Genomic DNA, 23,054 nt, shown 5'->3' with positions numbered 1-23,054 from the left:
CTTCAAACATCTTTGTTCGATTATTCACTTTTTTTGCTGTACGTTTATCAGACCTTATCTAGGCATATAAAATGAATATAAATTAAATCATTAATTGAAGTAAAATGATATGCTATAAAGGCCTCTGGTAACTATATATCAAATGAATATGGTATCTAGCAATTTTATTAATTAGCCATAAAAAATATTCTTGATGTTTTGATTTGATTTTATTCATTGCGTATTTCTTGGAAATGAATAGGAATAATTAATCTTTTTAAAATTTACGGCTTAAATATAATATTTGACGTTAAAACCGTACATTTAATCGATTTGACTATCTTTTTTCGTACAACTTTGTGTAGGCCAAAAAACTTATTTATTTTCCCCCTGGGATCATTATTGTAGATTATTTTCAGTTCGGTCTTTATTAGTTTAATTCCAAAATCTTACTTGTACTAAATAGCTATGAACAAGTTTACTTTTATTGCATTTTTATCAAAGAAAGCACTATTTCTTTTACTATGTTTAGGTATAAGCTCAGTAAGTATCGGGCAAACTCCTGGGCAAATTTTTGACACTTCCAATCTTGGTGTATCCAATCCTATGGATCCCAATAATGATGATTTTATTTCAGCTTCAGGAGGCGCATTTGTTACTTCCGAGGATTTTGAGATTCCCTTTATTCCAATTCCACAATTGGAGGGAGAACCCGATGGTGATGCTGGTGGGGCTGGGTGCAATCTTACCGATTTAGTTGATGACCCAAATACCAACTCTGATTCTTCATATTATTATTTCGATGATGTGAATGGATATATGATTTTTAGGCTTCGTATTGCTGCCGATGGTAGTGGTAATTTTGGTTTTAGTGTATTGATAGATACCGATAATTTATTTGGGGATCAAGATCCAAATGCTATTTCTGGTAATCCAGGTTTTGAAAGGGAAGTTATCTGTTCCAATCAAAATAATGGAGATGTAGTCGTCTTGGATACTGATGGCACAACAAGTGGAACACAAATTACAGCAAATGGAGGGCCGTATTCGGTAAATTCTAACCGTCAAAAATCGTATGCGCTTTATAATGATCCAAACTGCTCTGGAGATCCTGTTTTTATTGACTTTTTTGTGCCTCAGGCCGACATCGGTATAACAAGTAGTTCTAATTTTAGACTAATAGCAGCTACTTCTAATTCTGGAGCAACAGCTCTTGCAAATTCCGCGGCAGATATTGGTGGTGTTAATGGTGGAAACTACGCAACGGTTGATGACCAATTTAATGCCGCTGTGAATGCTTTCATTGATACCGATGGAGATGGTGTTAATGATGTAAATGATTTGGATGATGACAATGATGGTATTTTAGATACAATAGAAACAGGTGGGCCAAACCCAACTACAGATGCAGATTTTGATGGTGTGCCTTTATATCTCGATGATGATGACGCTAATGCATCTATTGGTGATGCAGATGGTTTAGTGCAAACGGGATTTGACGCTGGAGGTGATGGAACCGCCGATCATTTAGATATTGATAGTGATGGAGATGGTTGTAATGATGTGCTCGAAGCTGGTTTTACGGAAAGTAGTAGCATAACCGGAGAATTGGCTGGAACGGGGTATGATGCAAACGGTCAGGTAACAGGAGGAACAGATGGATATACCGGAACAAATGCAGAAGTAACAGATCCGCTTCTTTTTAATGCTTGTGATACCGATACCGATGGAGATGGTGTAGGTGATAGTACTGATACTGCAATAAATGATCCTTGTTTACCTGTACAGTCTGCAGGATATACCGGTTATGATTCGGCGAATGCTATCTGGCAGGCAGCAGATTGTGATGGAGATACAATTATTAATAGTACAGAAGTAACAAATGGTACAGATTCCTATAGTGTAGACACAGATGGAGATGGAGTTAATGATAATACGGATACCGATCCATTAAATGCTTGTATTCCTAATAACACCGTAGGGAATTGTGATGCAGATAATGACGGGCTGACCAATACCGAAGAAGCTACTGCAGGCACTGATCCCAATGTGGCCGATAGTGATGGCGACGGACTTAACGATGGTGAAGAGATCAATGGAGTAGACGATCCTGCAACGCCCATAGTAGCGACAGGCACCAGTGATGCCTTAGATGCATGTTCTCCTGATAACACCGTAGGGAATTGTGATGCAGATAATGACGGGCTGACCAATACCGAAGAAGCTACTGCAGGCACTGATCCCAATGTGGCCGATAGTGATGGCGACGGACTTAACGATGGTGAAGAGATCAATGGAGTAGACGATCCTGCAACGCCCATAGTAGCGACAGGCACCAGTGATGCCTTAGATGCATGTTCTCCTGATAACACCGTAGGGAATTGTGATGCAGATAATGACGGGCTGACCAATACCGAAGAAGCTACTGCAGGCACTGATCCCAATGTGGCCGATAGTGATGGCGACGGACTTAATAGATGCATGTTCTCCTGATAACACCGTAGGGAATTGTGATGCAGATAATGACGGGCTGACCAATACCGAAGAAGCTACTGCAGGCACTGATCCCAATGTGGCCGATAGTGATGGCGACGGACTTAATGATGGTGAAGAGATCAATGGAGTAGACGATCCTGCAACGCCCATAGTAGCGACAGGCACCAGTGATGCCTTAGATGCATGTTCTCCTGATAACACCGTAGGGAATTGTGATGCAGATAATGACGGGCTGACCAATACCGAAGAAGCTACTGCAGGCACTGATCCCAATGTGGCCGATAGTGATGGCGACGGACTTAACGATGGAGAAGAGATCAATGGAGTAGACGATCCTGCAACGCCCATAGTAGCGACAGGCACCAGTGATGCCTTAGATGCATGTTCTCCTGATAACACCGTAGGGAATTGTGATGCAGATAATGACGGGCTGACCAATACCGAAGAAGCTACTGCAGGCACTGATCCCAATGTGGCCGATAGTGATGGCGACGGACTTAACGATGGAGAAGAGATCAATGGAGTAGACGATCCTGCAACGCCCATAGTAGCCACAGGCACCAGTGATGCCTTAGATGCATGTTCTCCTGATAACACCGTAGGGAATTGTGATGCAGATAATGACGGGCTGACCAATACCGAAGAAGCTACATTGGGTACTGATCCTAATAATGCAGATAGCGATGGAGATGGTATTAATGACGGAGCAGAAGTAGTTGGGGATGTAAATAATCCGACCGATACCGATGGCGATGGAATTATCGATGCTCTAGAAAGTACAACTACAGATACTGATGGTGATGGCGTGGCAGATCAAGGTGATGCGACCAACACTGATCCTTGCTCACCTGATAACACTGCAGGTACTTGCGATGCAGACGGAGATGGCTTGACCAACGATGAAGAAGCAGCAGCAGGTACTGATCCTAATGTAGCGGACACTGATGGTGATGGATTAAACGATGGAGAGGAAATAAACGGAGTAGATGACCCTGCAACTACAGCTGTAGCGTCGGGCGTTAGTGATCCTAATAATATCTGTGATCCATTTACAACTGATAGTAGTTGTGCTACGGATAGTGACGGTGATGGTTTAACCGATGCCGAAGAAGCTACATTGGGTACTGATCCTAATAATGCAGATAGCGATGGAGATGGTATTAATGACGGAGCAGAAGTAGGTGGGGATGTAAATAATCCGACCGATACCGATGGCGATGGAATTATCGATGCTCTAGAAAGTACAACTACAGATACTGATGGTGATGGCGTGGTAGATCAAGGTGATGCGACCAACACTGATCCTTGCTCACCTGATAACACTGCAGGTACTTGCGATGCAGACGGAGATGGCTTGACCAACGATGAAGAAGCAGCAGCAGGTACTGATCCTAATAACGAAGATAGTGATGGTGATGGTATTTCTGATCAAGATGAACTCAATTCGGGCACTGATCCAAACAATGCTGATACTGATGGTGATGGTCTGTCTGATGGAGAAGAAGTTATGATTGGTACAGATCCGAACAATGCTGATAGCGATGGTGACGGTATCTCCGATGGTGACGAATCAACACTAGGATCTAATCCAACAAATAGCGATAGTGATGGGGACGGTATTTCAGACGGAGAAGAAATCTTAGATGAAAACGGTAATGTCAATACATCTGACTGTGATAATGATGGAATTCCAGACTACATAGATAGCGATTCTTGTGATATAGTGGTAAAACCAGGGTTTTCTCCAAATGGTGATGGAATCAATGATCTTTGGATAATACAAAACATTGAACTGTTTCCTAATAATAAGGTAGAACTTTATAACAGGTGGGGCCACAAAGTATTTACCGCACTTAGTTATGCAAATAATTGGGATGGAGTTTCTAACGTAAAAGGAGTGATTTCATCTGGTGATAAACTGCCTGTTGGAAACTATTACTATATCATTAGTACTGGACAACCTAATTCAATGCCATTTAATGGGTGGATCTATATTAATTATTAAACATTAATAGTTGATTTCACGTACAAAATTTAAGATAATGAATAGAATCACTAGAATATATTTGCTTTTTCTTGTTTTATGTTCCTGCAAACTTTCAGGACAGCAAGACCCTCATTTTACCCTGTACAAATACAATATGAATATAGTAAACCCGGCTTATGTTGGATCAACAGGTTATACTGAGTTAAATACAGGTTTTAGAAGTCAGTGGGTTGGTGTTATTGGAGGACCTGAAACTCAAAGTTTTTCATTAAGTACCCCAATAAGTAATGATGTAGGGTTAGGCTTATCTGTTGTTCATGACAATGTATTTGTATTAGACGAGACCCATTTATATGCTGATTTTTCTTACAAATTAAAACTATCGGAGTCTAGTAATTTGTTCTTAGGTTTGAAGGCTGGAGGATCCTTTCTAAATATTGATTTAGTAAAAATCGGTATTAATGACGACCCACTTTTCAATCAAAACGTAAGTAGGTTTAATCCAAATATTGGGATTGGTGCTTATCTTTTGGGTGAAAAATATTTTGTGACGATCTCAGCTCCTGGTTTATTGAGTAATGATAGATACGAAAGAGAGGGCTTTTTTCCGGTTTCTGCAAGTGATAGGCTACACATATTTACGGGAGCAGGTTATACTTTTACATTGACTGAAAACATTGATTTCAATCCTTCCTTTATGATAAAGACTGTCGCGGGTTCACCTATTTCCTATGATCTAACAGGGTTATTTAGTTTTTATAAAAAGTTTGAAATAGGAGCTTCATATCGTAATGAAGAAAGCATCAGTGCAGCAACTTTTTTTAGAGCCGCAAAGTGGTTAAAAATTGGATATTCATACGAATATACCATTACGGATATCGCAACTTATAATAGTGGAACACATGAAGTTCTGCTTCGCTTTAACCTTGATAATAAATATTAATAAAAATTAGAATTTCAAAAAAGGCTAATAAGGAAAGTTTCAACCTTTAAATTAGTATCTCAATTTGTTTGCTCTAGATCTTAATTAACAAGATTTAAATCGTAAGTCTGAGTTCATTATTGCGAAGTTAGATGCATAATGCCACCTATAGACAAGAAAAGTAAATGTTAGAACTGGAGTTCTTGATACACTCATCTCTAATATTGTATCTATATATTTTTTAAACTTATGACATGTCTAGATAGTATTCAGACAATGTTAATAGTCTTTTTTAATTATTCATTTTTATCTGGGATGACTCCAAAACTAGCTAAGTTAAAAGCTAAAAATGCGGTTAAACCATAATATGATTATGGGTTTATTTTTTAATTTTCGACGGTTTAAAAATCAGAGGTTTTATTAGTGTCATTCTGGACAATTAGTAACATAAGGAATTTGATACTTTTTAAGTTAGCATCCTATCTACGAACCCTAATCATATTGGTATTCGTTAAATGCTAAATATATGTTGTTTCACTAATTGTTGCTTAGGGTAATTTAAGTTTATTTTAATGTTATTTGACGATAAATTTAACCTTTAAACCTGAAACTACACGTTTTTATTTCAAAATGTTAATGGTTTCTTAAAAAAAAATAGTTGTTTTGTACCTATTTTGTTTACCCCATTAATTTTACCCGTTCTTATGAATGTTATTACTCGATTTACATCTTTTAGCGCATTTAAAAATATTCGTGTTTTTTATATATTACTCTTATTCTTGTTCCTTGGAACAATGATAGGTCATGCTCAAAGTTGTGTAGTGAATGCTGGTGTTGATCAGACAATTTGTGGGAATCAAACTCTTCAGCTTGATGGAAATAGTTCTGGTAGTTTTTCCAGTAATCCTATATGGACTCAGGTAAGTGGGCCATCGGTTATTATAAGTGATACAGGAATTAACAATCCCGTTATTACAGGATATAGTGGGGGTAATACCTATGTTTTTAAGTATTCGGCTGTATGTCAGAATGCCACTGAGCCCGAAGACTTTGTTACTGTAGTTGTAAATTCTATAACAACAGCAAGTACTAGTGGAAATGTAAATTCATGCCCAGATAATACTGGGGCAATAACAGTTACAGGTAATAGTCCCGGATCGGGCGAAACTGGAATATGGTCCATTGTAGGGAGCAACGATGCTGGTGTGACAATTAATTTTCCTGGTTCAACTACTACGACTTTAAACCTTTCTGAGACAAACGCGGGAACAACTACCTTGCGTTGGACACTTACAAATTCTGGTACATCTTGTAGCTCTTTTTCAGATATTCTTGTAACAAATTTTGGAGGAGAAAGTACTGTTGATGCCGGACCTGACCAAAACCTATCACAATGTTATACTGCTACTCAGTCTACTTCTTTAAGTGGAAGTTTTGGTGGTAATAACATAAATGGGCAGCAAGGTACATGGATTTTTGTCACAGGTCCAAGCACACCTACAATCGCTAATATTAATAGTCCCAGTACATCAGTTTCAAATTTAATTGAGGGTACCTATACTTTCAGGTGGGATGTTTCTGGGCCTTGCGTAAATGGTAATGATACAGTGGATATAATAGTACCTGGTGCCACCCAAGATGTAACTACTGCAGTTGTGCAAAATGATAATCAAAGGTTTTGCGATCCTTCAATTACGTCAGCAACCCTTATTGGGTCTACACCGGACTTTACTAATGAAACTGTTGAATGGGAACAAATAGATGGTAACCCTCCAGTAACCATTGTTAATCCTTTTAGTCCTACAACGCAGGTAACGGGTTTGAATTCACCAAATTCATATCGTTTTAGATATACAATCACCAATAATATTACTGGTTGTACCTCATCTGATACCGGAAGAGTCCGTTTTAATAATGGCTCTATCAGTATTGTGGTTAATTCAGGAAATGACATAGTAGGGGTTTGTGATCAAACATCTTTTAGCATTCCTTTTGTGTTCAGTAGCGGAAACAGAACAGAGTATAGTATAATAAGTGGTCCGAGTGACTCTTCCATATCCTTTCCTACCGCTTATCAAAATGCTGGAGATAGTCCAACTACAATTAATGCATTTGATGTAGAAGGTAACTATACTGTTAGTTTTAGAAGAAGAAGGGTAGGGCAAATTTTAACTTCTTGCGATGAAGCTACAGATGCCATTAACGTATCGGTATCATTATCACCATCTGGAGCTAGTGCCGGATCGGATCAAGTATTAAATTGTGGTGAGACTACGGCGACGCTTGCTGGTAGCCCTGTAGCATCAGGAATTGCGGTTTGGTCTCAAGTAAGCGGTCCAAATACTGCGGTATTTTCAGATATTTATGAACAGAGTCCAACAATATCAGGTTTAGTAGCAGGTCTATATACTTTTAGGTATAGTGTAAGCGGTGGTCCCGGGTGTCCAGTTAATTTTTCTGATCCCGATACTACTGTTTTAGTATCTTCAAATATTAATGGGCCGTCTCTTGCTGGTTCAGATCAAACCATTTGTATTGATGCTCCGGTTCAATTAGCTGCCAATACACCAACAGATGATCAAACGGGCACATGGAGTCAGACTGGCGGACCAGCTGGAGTGGTGTTTTCGGATATAAATGATCCTAATGCTACTGCAACAGGATTTTCTTCTACTGCTATCTATACCTTACAATGGTCCGTAGAAAACAGTAGCATAAATTGTGGGCTTCCTGTAACCAGTACTTTAGATATAACAACTACAACAGATGTTTCACCAGTGGCAGCTGAAGCCGGCCCGGATCAGTGTGAGTCATCAGGAACGACTATTATTACCCTAGCCGGTAATGATCCTCCGGCGGGACAACAAGGTATCTGGACAGTAGCACCTTCTGCTGGTGTTACTTTTGCTGATGCAACACAATTTGATACGACGGCAACTGTTCCCACAGACGGAGCTTATACCTTTACATGGACTATTGACTTTGTTACCTCCAATGGTTGCGGAACAACTTCCGATGATGTTGAGGTCACTATTGCTGATACAGGAGTCTTTGTAAGTGCAGGTTTAGACCAAACAATATGTTTGGATCCAACTACGACTCCAGTTCCGCTTTCGTTTACTATGGCTGCTGATATTCCTCCGTCTCCCGGAGTTGGAACATGGATATTGGTTTCCGGAAATGCAGGTTATACTGTTGATAATGCAAATAGTCCTACAGCAACTTTTAGCGATTTACTTGACGGTACCTATGTTTTTGAATGGAGAATAGACTATGGTGATTGTGCCTTTTCCGCTGATGAGGTGACCATAAACGTAGGAGTACCACCTACAACAGCCAATATTCCTGGAGGTAACCAAGTCCTATGCGGTTCAAACTCAACAATAATAACAGCCGATCCTTTACTAAACCCTTTAACGGAATCTGGTGTTTGGACAGTGCTTAGTGGAGCTCCCAATACACCAAGTATTGATGACCCCAGTAGTAATACTATAAATGTCACTGGCTTAACAACTGGTAGTTATACTTTTAGGTGGACTACCACCGGAAGTTCTCCACTTTGTACATCATCATCAGCTGATGTTATAGTTGATGTTTATGCAGCGGCTACAGCGGGTGCGGATCAAAATTTATGTCTAGCAACCAGTGTTTTTCTAGAAGCAACTACCGGGACCACAGGGACATGGACAATAGTTTCAACTACTAACCCAGCTGGTACAGCTGGTTTTGCACCTATTCAATCTCCTTCTAATAGTAATACAGCTAATGCGCCGGTAGATCCTGGGTTTGAATATGTTTTTGAATATACTACAGACTATACCGGTACAGGAATTACCTGTAATAATAGCGACCAAGTCACATTTGTAATCAGCAACGGGCCAAGCGAAGACCCAGATGCAGGTGATGATCAAGACGTATGTATAGTTGATGCTACTGCTACATTACTGGCGGGTAATACATCAATACCTGGTGATGTGACGTCAGAATGGCGTTTAGTATCGCAACCTTCAGGAGGTGCTGCAACAATAGCGACACCAAATAATTCAATTACAACTGATATTAACAATTTAACTGTTCCAGGACTTTATATATTCGAACTTAACTTTGAAAGCAATTTTTGTTTGGATAAGGCCGATATTGTGAGGGTAGAAGTATTTGAAGCGCCAACACCAATTGAAGCGGGGCCAGATCAACCCAATGCATGTCAGCTAGATGCACAACTCGCAGCAACTGCACCCACTATTGGAATTGGTACTTGGGTACTTACCACGGACCCGTCCGCGGGACAAGTTCAAATAGATAGTCCTAATAACCCCCTAAGTACTATTTCTAATATTCCAGATGATGCAGGAAATGATGGTTTAGACGATGTGTATGTATTTACTTGGACTGTTTCCAACGGTCCACTAACATCTGGAGCATGTGCTCCTCAGTCAGATACGGTAACATTAACCTTTACAGGTGCTCCACCTTCTATCGCCGATGCTGGAACGGATCAGGAATTATGTGATGCAAGTCAAACAAACTTAGATGCTGCGGCCGTGAGTTCTGGAATTGGTATTTGGACACAAATTTCAGGACCAAACACTGCTAATATAGCATCTCCTAATAACCCTAACAGTTTAATATTTGGACTTATTCAAGGAACCTATGAGTTTGCTTGGACTACAAATGGTGGAGGGTGTTCCTATACCGATACAATGGAAGTAACGGTATTGTCTCAACCCGTAACCGCCGAGGCTGGCCCTAATCAGACAATTGTAGAGTTTGCTACCTTAACACTTGATGCGGACGACCCTTCTCCGTTTACTGGTACCTGGACTCAAGTATCTGGACCCAATACGGCTTCTATTTTAAACCCAAATAGCTTTAATTCTCAGGTTACAGGTACTACCGTGGGGACATACATATTTCAATGGACAGTTACTAACGGAATATGTTCTGTAGTTTCGGATACAGTGCAAATTGATGTTATTGGAATTTCTGATTTAGAACTTACAAAATCAGTTAACCCAACTTCAGCTAAAGTGGGAGAAACGATATTATTTACTATTGACTTATTTAATAACAACGCCAATGGAAATAGTAACGCAACAGGCGTAATTGTTCAAGATTTTATTCCTTCAGGATATACCCTTGTCTTTGGTACAGTCAGTAACGGAGGTGTATATAATGCCGGGAATTTTTCCATTACCTGGTCTAATTTAACTATTAACAACGGAAATACAGTTAGTCTTACTTTTCAGGCTACTGTAAATGCCACCGGAAACTATAACAATACTGCTCAGGTTACAGCGTCGGATCAATTCGATCCCGATTCTACTCCAAATAATAACCTAGGAGCAGAGGATGATCAGAGCTCCGTGGCTATAACTATTTTACCGAACGATCCGCCTGTAGCAGATAATGATTCCAGCCTAGGAAATACTGTTGGAGCGACTGTACTTGTAAACATAATTGACGGAGATACTGATGTGGATGGTACAGTAGAAATTAATACAGTTAACCTAATATTGCCAGGAGGCGAAACAAATGTAATTACTGATGTACAAGGTGATATAGTAGGCTTTGAGACTAGTGAGGGCGTATGGTTTTATAATGACACAACCGGATTATTGAGCTTTGATCCAGCTGATGGTTTTACAGGTGATCCTGTACCAATTCAATATACGGTCGATGATAATGATGGAAATACAAGTAATCAAGCCACTGTAACAATTACATATACTCCGGTTGATCCTATTGCGGTAGCTGATGAGAATGTGATACCAACCTCCCCTGGAGATAATACAGTATTAGACATTTTGACTAATGACACCTTAGGTGATGGCTCAACGCCGCTCCCAACTGATGTCATTGTTGATCTCGATCCGAGTACCCCAGGTGTTGTTGATACATCTGTTATCATACCAAATGAAGGTACCTGGACCTATGATCCATTAACCGGTTTAGTGACTTTCGTGCCGGATGCTAATTTGGTTGGAAATCCATCTATAATTAATTATACAATAACAGACGCGGATAACAATACAGCTGTAAGTGCTCCGACAACTATAACTATCAACTATCAATCACCTCCAGTTGCTGTGGATGATGATAGTTTAAATAATGCGCCTGTTTCAACAGCAAACCTTGATTTAACGGCAAATGATACAGATGCGGATGGAAATAATACGATTGACCCAACGTCTGTTGACTTAATTCCTCCAGGTACGGCTATTAATATTGTTACGGATGCCAATGGAAATGTTATAAGCTTTGATGTACCGGGAGAAGGTAATTATGTATATGTTAATATTACTGGGATTTTAAGTTTCAATCCAGAATTTGGCTTTTTAGGAGACCCGACTGATATTCAATATACAGTAGATGATAATGACGGTAATATAAGTAATCAAGCGAATATTAATATTACCTATATACCTGCCACCGCACCTATAGCGACTAATGATGCTAATGCGGTATCAACCCCACAAGGAGCCGATACGGTATTGGATATCTTGGCCAATGACACTTTGGGAGATGGTAGTACCCCAACACCAGCTGATGTAACGGTAGACTTAGACCCAGGCACAGCCGGGGTACAGAATACGATCAGTATACCAGGTGAGGGTACTTGGACCTACAATCCATCCACAGGCGAGTTGAGCTTTGCACCAGAACCGAGCTTTACGGGTAGTCCAACAGCCATTACCTATGAGCTAACGGATGTAGATACGGGCTTAAGTGATACTGCGACAGTAACAGTGACGTACCAAGAACTACCAGTAGCGGTAGACGACAGTAGTACAGCCAACACTGCAGGAGCTACCGTAGTAGTTGACATTACAGTAAATGATACGGATGCTGATGGAACGATTGATGATGCAAGTGTGAACTTAAGCACTCCAACGGGAGCGATTAATATCACGACTGATGGTGATGGCGATGTGACGGGCTTTGAAGTACCAGGCGAAGGGGTATGGAGTTATGATGGTGCAGGTAATATAAGCTTTGCACCAGCTGCAGGCTTTACGGGCAATCCAACGGACATCACTTATACGGTCGATGACAATGATGGTAATACGAGTAATGCAGCGACAGTAAACATAGAGTACACGGCCACGAATCCAGTAGCGACCAATGATGCTAATGCGGTATCAACCCCACAAGGAGCCGATACGGTATTGGATATCTTGGCCAATGACACTTTGGGAGATGGTAGTACCCCAACACCATCGGATGTAACGGTAGACTTAGACCCAGGCACAGCCGGGGTACAGAACACGATCAGTATACCAGGTGAGGGCACTTGGACCTACAATCCTTCAACGGGTGAGTTGAGCTTTGCACCAGAGTCTGGTTTTGATAATGATCCCACTCCGATTGTTTATGAGTTAACTGATCTTGATACAGGATTAAGTGATACTGCGACCGTAACCTTGGATTATCTAATTGATCCGGTTGCAGTAAACGACGAAAGTCTAAATAATAATCCAAATAATGACGTAGTTATTGCTATTCTGAGTAATGACAACGATCCAGATGGTACATTAGATCCAAATGGCGTGAATCTTATTGTACCGACAGGAGCAATTAATGTTGTTACAGATGGTGATGGAGATGTAACTTCATTTGAAGTTCCAGGAGAAGGGTTATGGACATACGATCCTGCAATAGGTGATTTAACTTTTGCTCCAGAACCAGGATTTATTACAGATCCTACTCCAATAAGCTACACTGTAGCCGATAATGATGGAAATATTTCAAATGAGGTAACTGTTGTAGTCGATTATGTTGATGTAGCCGATCTTTCACTGACGAAAGTGGTAGTTGATAATGATGTAACTCCATTCACAGGAACTGAAATCACATTTGAAATTAGAGTAACCAATGATGGTCCTGCAAATGCTACTGGTGTAATTGTTGAAGATTTACTTCCAGATGGATATGATTTTATCTTATATAGTTCAACAACAGGGTTCTATGATGAAAACACTGGAGTTTGGACAGTTGGTAATCTAGCTTCAGGATCAACTGAGACCCTCTTAATCGATGTTTTAGTAAATGAAACCGGAAATTACCTAAATGATGCTGAAATAACAGCAACAGATGTCCTTGATCTCGATTCTACACCAAATAACGGAGTATTAGCTGAGGATGACCAAGATGAAGTAAATGTGATACCACAATTGACACCGCGCATTGACCTATCGGTAACAAAAACAGCAAATACGATGACACCAGATGTAGGAGGTCAGATTGTATTTACAATGACTGTTACTAACGACGGGCCGAGTGATGCAACAAATGTGGTAGTTACTGATTTATTGGCTAGTGGCTATGAATATTTAAGTAATACGGTTACAATAGGAAGTTATGAACCATTAAACGGATCATGGACTATTGGTAATTTACCAAACGGTACGACAGAAACAATTACTATAACCGCTCGAGTACTTGAAAGTGGTGATTATAGTAACAAAGTTGAAGTTACTGATGCTACTGAACCCGATATCGATTCAGTACCAGCAAATAATGACGATACGGAGGATGATCAACAAACAATTGAGCCGGTTCCGGTTAGCGTATCGGATTTAGCATTAACTAAGACAGTTAACAATCCAACACCAAACGTCGGAGAAACCGTTCAATTTGAAATTCTTGTTGAAAATTTAGGCTTAAGTGATGCAAGAGGTATTGAAGTTACTGATTTACTTCCTTCAGGATACACCTTTGTCTCTTTCGAGGCAACAGCTGGAATTTATGATGAAGTAACTGGACTTTGGAGAATTACCAGAACACTTGTCCAAGGTGATATTGAGCGCTTAACTATTACCGCAATTGTAAATCCAACAGGTGATTATAATAATACGGCAGCGATTACAGCATCTGATAATAATGATTCTGATATCACTAATAATGATGATAATGCGATCACAATACCGGTTCCAATTTCAGATCTTTCCTTAACAAAGGTCGTTGATAATTTGAACCCTGATGTTACAGATCTAGTCACATTTACCTTAACGCTAACCAATGATGGACCTAGTGAAGCAACTGGAATCGTAGTTACTGATGCATTACCAAGTGGATTTAATTGGGTTTCTGATACTAGTGGCGGAGCATATGATTCAACCACTGGGTTGTGGTCAATTGCAAGTCTGGCTAGTGGTGCATCGACGACAATAGATATCACAGTTTCCATAAATACAACTGGAAGTTACTTAAACGTAGCTGAAGTAACAGCTGTTAATGAGATTGATCCTGATTCAACACCAAACAATAATGTATTAAGTGAGGATGATCAAGATGAAGTTCAGGTATTCCCAAGAGTAATTACGGATATTGAGGTGACAAAAACGGTTGACAATCTAAATCCAACTGTAGGTTCACAAATTACCTTTACAGTAACTGTAACCAATAATGGACCAAGTGATGCAACGGGAATAGTAGTTGAAGACCAGTTAGCGTCTGGATATCAATTTGTGTCTGCGACAGCCTCTGCAGGAATTTATGATGAGGCTATTGGATCATGGAACGTTGGTAATCTTGCAAACGGAATTACAGAAACAATTAACATTACTGTAACCGTATTACCAACAGGAAATTATAATAATACAGCAGAATTAATCGCGTTGGATACTTTCGATCCTGATTCAAATCCAGATAATAATATTGATTCTGAAGATGATCAGGAAACGATCAATCCAAGACCAACAGGTTTGGCAGATCTTTCGATTACAAAATCAGTAGATAATGCTACGCCATTGGTTGGTGATATGGTTGAGTTTACGATCAATTTAACCAATAGCGGAGATAGTGATGCTACTGGAGTAGTGGTGACTGATCTACTTCCTGCAGGGTATACGTTCAGTTCTTATATATCGACTGCGGGTCTTTATAATGAAGTAGATGGACAATGGACATTAAATAGTACTGTTGTAAATGGTAATACAGAATCACTTATCATTTTAGCTGAAGTTAATTCACCATCAGGAATAGCTGATGAGTATATTAATAACGTTGAGATAACAGCTGCGGATCAGGCAGATCCTGATAGTGTAGTTGCTGATGGGTTTGATATAGATGATTATGCGGATGGTATAGTAGACGACGATGAAGCTACCGTAATAGTAACTCCACAAACAGTAGATATTGCTGTCTCAAAAACTGTGGATAATTCGGATGCTGATATTGGTGACACGGTAGTTTTTGTTATAACTGCTACTAACAATAGTACCGTTCTAAATGCAACCAATGTAGTGATACAAGATGCATTGCCCTCAGGATATGAGTTTGTGTCGGCAACAACTTCAAGCGGAATTTATGACGAGGCAACAGGCTTCTGGACTATTGCGGCTGTAGATGCAAGTATCACCGAAACGTTATCAATGACGGTTACTGTGTTGGATGCGGACAACTATGTAAATGTCGCAAGCTTGATTTCAGTTGATCAATCGGATGTTAATCCGGATAATGATCAGGCAGATGCCATGGTTTCACCGCAATGCTTGACAATATTTAATGAATTCTCTCCAAATGGAGATGGTACGAATGATTTCTTCACAATCGATTGTATTTCGAGGTTTCCAAATAATAAACTTGAGGTTTACAACCGTTGGGGTAACATTGTTTTTGAAGCCAATGGATATAATAATGATTGGGACGGAACGTCAAATGGTCGTGTGACCATTAATCCAGAAAAGAAATTACCCGTGGGTACATATTATTATATTTTGAATCTAGGCGATGGCTCTGAGCCAAGAGCAGGATGGTTATACATAAACCGATAATGAAGATGGAGATGATGAAATTGATAGTTAAAAAAGAGCAAATGAAAGTACCATATATAAAAATGCTTGTACTCCTTGGCTTTGTATCGAGTACCTTACAGATGAATGCCCAGCAAGACCCACAGTTTACACAGTACATGTATAATGTAATGAGTGTTAACCCGGGTTATACAGGTTCTCGAGAAAATCTAGTAGTCTATGGTTTGCATAGAACACAATGGGTTGGCTTAGATGGGGCACCACAGACATCAATATTTAGTGCAGATTCTCCGATAGGTAAAAATGTTGGTTTGGGTTTGCAAGTGCTTCATGATGAGTTGGGACCGTCAAGTGAAACTTACTTAGATGTAAACTTTTCTTATACCTTAAAAGTTGATGACTTCTGGAATTTAGGACTAGGCTTAAAAGCTGGTGGGCGTTTTTTTAATATTGATTGGTCACGTGGTATTACAGATAACCCAGATATAATATTTCAACAGAATGTTAGCGAGTTTTTCCCGACAATTGGGGCTGGTGCTTATCTTTATGGGGAACGAACCTATGTCGGGCTTTCTGTACCCAATATTTTTGCACAAGATCATTATGATGAAATTCAAGAGTCGGTAGCGGCAGAACGGTTACATTTTTTCTTTATAGCTGGGCACGTATTTGATCTTTCTCAAAAAACTAAGTTCAAGCCAGCTGCTTATATGAAATACGTTGAAGGGACTCCATTGTCTGTAGATTTGTCTGCAAACTTTATGTTTAATGAAAAGTTCGTTTTGGGACTTGCGTATCGCTGGAATGATTCATTTAGCGGATTGATAGGCTTGCAGCTAACAGATCAACTTCATCTTGGCTATGCTTATGATTTTACCACAAGCAACTTGAGAAATTATAATAATGGTACACATGAGATCATGCTGCGTTTTGAGTTGAAATCCGCTGAAAGTAAAGTTAAATCCCCAAGATTCTTTTAATGGCGCTAGTAATGAAACAACGTATTCTAAACTTAATTGTATTACTTAGTCTAGGACTAGGTGCACAAAGCAAGTATAAAAAAGCCGATCAGCTTTTCGAAAAAATGTGGTATATCGAAGCCGCTGAACATTATGAATCCGCTGTAAAAGGCGGAGATAACTCACAAGAGTTACTGCAAAAAGTAGGTGATGCTTATTACTTTAATACTGATATGCAAAATGCCTCACGCTGGTATGGCATTCTCTTTTCTAAATATGAAAATAGATTAAGTCCGACTTATGCGTTTCGTTACATTCACTCATTGCAGGGTATTGGTGATTACGATTTGGCAAAAGGCTTAATGAAAATCTATGGTGATAAGTTAGATACAAGTGGTTTTAATGTCGATCAGTTTCAAAATAATGATACTAATATTGACCGAATTGTGAACGCACAACCGCAGTTTTACATAGCAAATGTTGCAACCAACACCAAATTCTCAGATTTTGCTCCAATGTTTTATGAAGACAAAGTTGTTTTTGCAGCGGTTAAAAATCAGTCTGTTTTTCATAAGAGAAATTATAAATGGAATGAACAGCCATATTTAAATTTATTTATAGCTGATGTGGACTCAACCAGTGTTGATTTGACTAACAAAACCGATTTTTCGGAAGAAGTAAGTACCAAATATCATGAAGCAGCTGTCGCCTTTACTCCCGATCAAAAAACAATATATTTTACAAGAAATAATATTGCTAACAATAAAAGTAAGTTACAAAGAGATGATCAAGGTGTGAATCATCTTAAATTATACAAGGCGGTACTAAAAGATAGTATTTGGACGGATGTTCAAGAATTACCTTTTAATAGCGATTACTATTCGGTGGGACACCCATCGTTAAGCAAAGACGGCAAAAAGCTATATTTTGTGTCAGATATGCCAGGAACAATTGGGGGGACTGATATTTTTGTAGTAGATATTCAAGGAGATGATGTTTATGGAACTCCGAAAAATCTTGGTCCAACTATTAATACCGCAGGGCGGGAAATGTTCCCATTTATTACAAATAACAAGCTTTATTTTGCTTCTGATGGGCATTTGGGTCTTGGCGGATTAGATGTATTTGAAAGCAAGATTCAAAACTCATTTTCTGAACCTGAAAACCTGGGAAAACCTCTAAATGGAAAAAAAGATGATTTCGCTTATATTGTTGATGAGGATACTCAAAGGGGATATTTCTCTTCCAATAGAGATGGTGGCATAGGGGACGATGATATATATTCTTTTCAAAGAATTAAGGTAGTCTGCTTACAAGAAGTTGAAGGAACAGTGGCCAATGCACAAAATGGGATTCCTGAAAGTGGCATTAAGGTGTCACTTTTTGACGAAAAAGGAAATGAAGTAGATTCAAGCACTACAAACGCAAATGGAGAATACCATTTTGATTTTGAAGCAAATTGTGAAACCAACTATAAAGTAGTTGCTACTAAAGATGGTTTTGAGAAATCAAGTAAGTCTTTTGTTACTAAAACAAGAAATGGCGAAGTAAATCGCGTTCCTTTAGGAATTAAAAAACTTGACGACCTTATAGTCAAAGATGATAATCAATTTAAAATTGACGTGGGTATTATCTTTTTTGATTTTGATAAATCAAATATACGCTCTGACGCAGCCTCTGAACTAAATAAGGTGGTGTATATAATGACTAAATATCCCAAAATGATCATTAAAATAGAATCACATACTGATGCGCGTGGAGTCGATTCATATAACCTAAAATTGTCGGATGAACGTGCTAAATCTACACGTGATTATATCATTTCTCAAGGAATAGAGGAATCTAGAATAGAAAGTGCTATTGGTTATGGTGAAACAAAACTATTGAATAGTTGTTCTAATAATGTCTACTGTACTGATAATCAGCATGATTTAAATAGGAGATCGGAGTTTATTATTACTAGAATAGATTAATTGAATAAATATTAAAACATAATTTTAGTCTAGTAGTAATCATTGTATTTAATCTTTTTGTCTGGCTTGCTAATTTTCTTTTAGTGATGAAAACTAGTTATATATAGTTCATTTCTTTAGTTTTCTTTTAAACTAACTAATAATTGTATGTATTAGTGGAATAGTAAATTGACTATACCAGAAAAGTCATTCTTAGAGCTTGAATTCCCGATACATTTATAATTTAAAAACGGTAATTCTAGATTAGGAAGTTTTCTTGCCATATCGCATCTCACCAGTTTCAATGCCAATGGCAGTTTTAGCAAGTATTGTAAATACAAAAGCCCCAAGTGCCCATATTCCCAGTGTAACACCAATCTCAATTCCAGTTGGTGTATATTCAGCAATTTTACCATAAGGCCCAGGAATAAAACCTGGAACGATTAAGCCAAATCCCTTTTCAATCCAAATAGCCACAAACAGAATAAAACAACAGAAATACAAGGTCTTAAAATTGTTTCTAAATCTTCCAAAAGTTAACATCACCACTGCGAGTACATTAAGACTTATAGAAGTCCATATCCAAGGCAGTAAGGCTGTTTTACCATGTAGACCAAAGAATAGATAGAATGCACTTTCACTATGGTGGGTAGGTGCGTAGAATTCTTTGAACAATTCAGAGATTAGCATGATCAGGTTGATTTGAGCGGCCACCGTCACAATCATCGCAATTTTCTTGATAGTTTCATCTTTAACTTTAAAAGATGAAAAGGATTTAATTATTCCTAGTACAAGAATGATTAGTGCCGGTCCGGCGGCGAAAGCCGATGCTAAAAAGCGTGGCCCTAATAAAGCATTGTTCCAAAATGGTCGTGCCTGTAAACCTTGATATAAAAAAGCCGTTACTAAGTGTATTGCTACTGCCCAAAATACCGATAATATGGCTCCTGGGATATAAACCTTCGGATTTGAATCTTTGCCTTGATAATGTCTAAACAGGATATAAAATGGGATACTGATGTTTAAGAACAGATAGCCGTTAAGCACGATCACATCCCACGTCAGCATGGAATCTGGAAAGTTGAAAACACCAATACCTGGAATCATATGCCATAATACGGCGGGTCCGCCCATATCGGCAATTACAAAGGCCAAACACATTATTAATGCTGCCACCGCAAGGCCTTCGCCAATAAGAACTGCTTGTTTAAAGTCAATATCTTTCAATATATAGGTCGGCATTACGAGCATTACAGCCGCCGCGGCAACTCCAACCAGAAAGGTAAAATTTGATATATACAGCCCCCAGCTAACTCGGTCTGTCATTCCCGTAACGCTTAAGCCCTCATCAAGTTGTATCGAGTAGCAATACATTCCAGCGAGCATAATGATTGTCAGGAGGCCCATCCATAAATGATATCGTTTAGAGCCTGTGGTAATTGTATCCAGACTGTCGGTAACTAAACTCTTAAAAACTTTAAATCGTCTCATGCTTTTATGCTTTTGATCAGTCCATAAAGTACCAGAACTTGGGTTCAGTACCCAGGTCTTCTTTTAATCGAAATACTTTTTTGTTTTCTAAAACCCAACGTATCGTGCTATCTGGATCCAGTAGGTTCCCAAAAATTCGTGCACCTGTTGGACATGCGTCAACACATGCAGGATTTTCTCCTTTTCTAGAGCGTTGAACACAGAAGGTGCATTTTTCCATTACACCTTTTTTACGCACGCGGTTTCCTAGATAATGCTGATTTTTATTGACCTCTTTTTCCGGAACTTCTGGTTTACTCCAATTAAAACGCCTACCATCGTAAGGACACGCCGCCATACAATAACGACAACCAACGCACCAATCATAATCGATTACGACCAGTCCATCATCTTCGCGCCAAGTGGCTTGAACTGGACATACATCTACACAAGGAGGGTTGTCGCAATGAAAACACTGCGTACCCATATAAAAATGACCTTCGGCGGGAACTTCGTGGTAATAATTGTCGTCGGCATCATTAAATTTGAAACCGTTACCATCTTTCATTTCATGAATACGGATGTACTGCATCTGGGAATTTCTATCCTGATTATTCTCCTCTACACAGGCAGAGACACAGTTCATATATCCCTGGCATTTAGAAATATTAAAAGCATAGCCAAAAAGCACATTTTCTTTCGCATTTTCTGCGGTCATACTTAGGTTTTTGCCCGTACGCAGCTCATATGATCTCATTAAGCGGTTAACGGTTGCTTCCTTTTCATCATCGGTCATTAATTTGTAATTACCTTTAAACTGCTCTTCCCAGTCTATTTGTGCTTTTTCTTTGGAAGCATCACCAGCGGTAATGCTACAACTTGTATTCACAGCACCAGCTCCGATAAGTAAGCTAGCTGTTAGTTTTCTGAACGCTGAGCGTCGATCCATCTTGACCTCAAATACCTGATCGAAGCCGTCTTTATGTCGTTCTTCACCTATTGAAGCATCAACTGCAGCTTCAAAGAATGCTTCTTCGCTTATTTCTTCTTTCTGAATAGTTGTTTTTGGTTGTTGTTTGCTACCACAGCTGCCTTCGCTTTTTCCACAACCACATGTGCCTGTTTTTGCAGTTTGTTTTGTAAACCCCAAATCGAAGTTGTACCATTTTTTTTCTTCGCTCATAGGTATATTATTTGAATTCGAAACCGTCTTTTCGTTCTTGAACTTTTTCACTATTGAAACGCACTGGCCACCGTTGATCAAAACTCGGCTCGTGAGGATTATGGCAATTAACACAGGTCATTGAAGCTCTCGGTGGAGCCCAACCAGCGAGCTTTTTACCATGTGCTCCTCCTTTCCAATCTTCAAATTGAACGGTATGGCATTGAGCGCATTGCTTATAACTCTTATTAAAATCTATTTTCTTTCCTGTAAGGCTAACAAGATTATTCATGTCATTACCATTATGGCAAGTAGCACAATTCATAACCTCACTGCCTGCATGGTTTATTTTAATATTCCAATGTGCTTTTTTAATATCACTACTCGCTATTTGCTTGAGCGGTTTGTTATGACATTCAGTACATGAATAGGATGTTAATTCTCCTTTGCGTTCCGGAATTAAAAAAGTATGATGCCCCTCAGTAATTTCCATTAGGTTTTTGTCGGAGAGAAGTATCTCTGAATTGACACCACCATTTGCTCCCGTTCTGGTCTCAGCATGTATGCGCTCATCCAAACTGTGGTATTCGTCCTTTTTCTTGCAGCTAATAATGGTTAGTGAAACCAGAAATAGTAGCAGATATATTTTTGTTGAATTATTCATTTAGCTTATCGAATTGTCTCAGAATCTTCGTTGTATCTAATGGTATCCCAGTCATTTCTTTTGGTAAATGACATTGTCTACAGTTAATACGTTCTGGGTGTGAAACTCTCAATTCTTTAACAGCACCTGGTCCTGCATGACAGGCTATGCAATTTTCGCGCATTTGTAATCCGTGAGGAATCATCGGAGGACTGCCGAGTAATGCATTATTAGCACCTTTACCAACGCCGGGGGGATTTATTCTTTCAACAGATACTTGCTTAAAAAGGCTTGTACTATTTTGTGCTACATGACATTGCCGACAGTTAACCATTTCGGGATGCGGAGTGACAGGAGCATAGGCTTTAAATTTTTCTACAAAGCCACCATTTTGATGACATTGCAAACAACTAGTGCCACCAACACCTCGTTCTCCTTTTAATAATGGATGCGGAATGCTTGGTGGTGCACCGAGATAAGCCCTGTTCTTGTAATAATCTTTTATAGTACGCTCATGAGCAGGATCAACTGGCATATCGGAGTAATTAAACTCAAATGTCGCCTGTCTAAAAACACCTCTTTCTGAGGAAAGATAATTTCCTGAAGGGTTTTCAATTAATGGAATATAGGCTTCTTCCAGACCTTTTTGATAGCTGTAATTCCAATTAATGATAAAACCTGCTAAAATGAGCACAAAGAATGATATAATGCCGAGTCGTTTTTTCATAAT

At 39.1% G+C, this 23,054-nt stretch carries 10 protein-coding genes; 6 read left to right on the top strand and 4 right to left on the bottom strand.

Features of this window, described 5'->3' with window-relative positions; genetic code table 11:
• The first annotated feature begins 447 nt into the window (after nt 1-447).
• From GWK10_RS09670 to GWK10_RS09645, 6 genes are all read left to right on the top strand, one after another.
• Nucleotides 448-2,472 carry a hypothetical protein gene (locus tag GWK10_RS09670; protein WP_164032043.1) on the top strand — a complete coding sequence of 675 codons (2,025 nt, stop codon included), beginning with the start codon at nt 448-450 and terminating at the stop codon, nt 2,470-2,472.
• Nucleotides 2,438-4,480 carry a T9SS type B sorting domain-containing protein gene (locus GWK10_RS09665; protein ID WP_164032041.1) on the top strand — a complete coding sequence of 681 codons (2,043 nt, stop codon included), beginning with the start codon at nt 2,438-2,440 and terminating at the stop codon, nt 4,478-4,480. The genes GWK10_RS09670 and GWK10_RS09665 overlap by 35 nt, the downstream gene beginning before the upstream one ends.
• Nucleotides 4,481-4,517: 37 nt before the next feature.
• Nucleotides 4,518-5,405: a PorP/SprF family type IX secretion system membrane protein gene (locus tag GWK10_RS09660; protein WP_164032038.1), complete on the top strand. Its 888-nt coding sequence runs from the start codon at nt 4,518-4,520 to the stop codon at nt 5,403-5,405.
• A 683-nt stretch (nt 5,406-6,088) separates the two neighbouring features.
• A complete protein-coding gene (locus GWK10_RS09655; protein WP_164032036.1) occupies nt 6,089-16,159 on the top strand; it encodes a PKD domain-containing protein in 10,071 nt (3,356 codons plus the stop codon).
• Nucleotides 16,160-16,200: 41 nt separating this feature from the next.
• Nucleotides 16,201-17,118 carry a PorP/SprF family type IX secretion system membrane protein gene (locus tag GWK10_RS09650; protein WP_164032033.1) on the top strand — a complete coding sequence of 306 codons (918 nt, stop codon included), beginning with the start codon at nt 16,201-16,203 and terminating at the stop codon, nt 17,116-17,118.
• Nucleotides 17,118-19,070: an OmpA family protein gene (locus tag GWK10_RS09645; protein ID WP_239540738.1), complete on the top strand. Its 1,953-nt coding sequence runs from the start codon at nt 17,118-17,120 to the stop codon at nt 19,068-19,070. Before GWK10_RS09650 ends, GWK10_RS09645 begins: the two co-directional genes overlap by 1 nt.
• A 243-nt stretch (nt 19,071-19,313) precedes the next feature.
• Here GWK10_RS09645 and dsrP read toward each other — a convergent pair whose 3' ends face one another.
• Genes dsrP through GWK10_RS09625 form a run of 4 tightly spaced genes read right to left on the bottom strand, consistent with a single transcriptional unit; the run spans nt 19,314 to nt 23,051 of the window.
• Nucleotides 19,314-20,540 carry a sulfate reduction electron transfer complex DsrMKJOP subunit DsrP gene (gene dsrP, locus GWK10_RS09640; protein WP_164032031.1) on the bottom strand — a complete coding sequence of 409 codons (1,227 nt, stop codon included), beginning with the start codon at nt 20,538-20,540 and terminating at the stop codon, nt 19,314-19,316.
• Between the two features lie 16 nt (nt 20,541-20,556).
• Entirely contained in the window at nt 20,557-21,702 is a 1,146-nt protein-coding gene (locus GWK10_RS09635; RefSeq protein ID WP_164032029.1) for a 4Fe-4S dicluster domain-containing protein, read from the bottom strand.
• A gap of 7 nt (nt 21,703-21,709) precedes the next feature.
• Nucleotides 21,710-22,345 carry a cytochrome c3 family protein gene (locus tag GWK10_RS09630; RefSeq protein ID WP_164032027.1) on the bottom strand — a complete coding sequence of 212 codons (636 nt, stop codon included), beginning with the start codon at nt 22,343-22,345 and terminating at the stop codon, nt 21,710-21,712.
• A complete protein-coding gene (locus tag GWK10_RS09625) occupies nt 22,338-23,051 on the bottom strand; it encodes a cytochrome C (protein WP_164032025.1) in 714 nt (237 codons plus the stop codon). Before GWK10_RS09625 ends, GWK10_RS09630 begins: the two co-directional genes overlap by 8 nt.
• Between the last annotated feature and the right edge of the window lie 3 nt (nt 23,052-23,054).

It is taken from the genome of Spongiivirga citrea (genome assembly GCF_010671565.1).
GTDB lineage: Bacteria > Bacteroidota > Bacteroidia > Flavobacteriales > Flavobacteriaceae > Spongiivirga > Spongiivirga citrea.
This window is presented reverse-complemented; position numbering and strand designations above follow the sequence as displayed.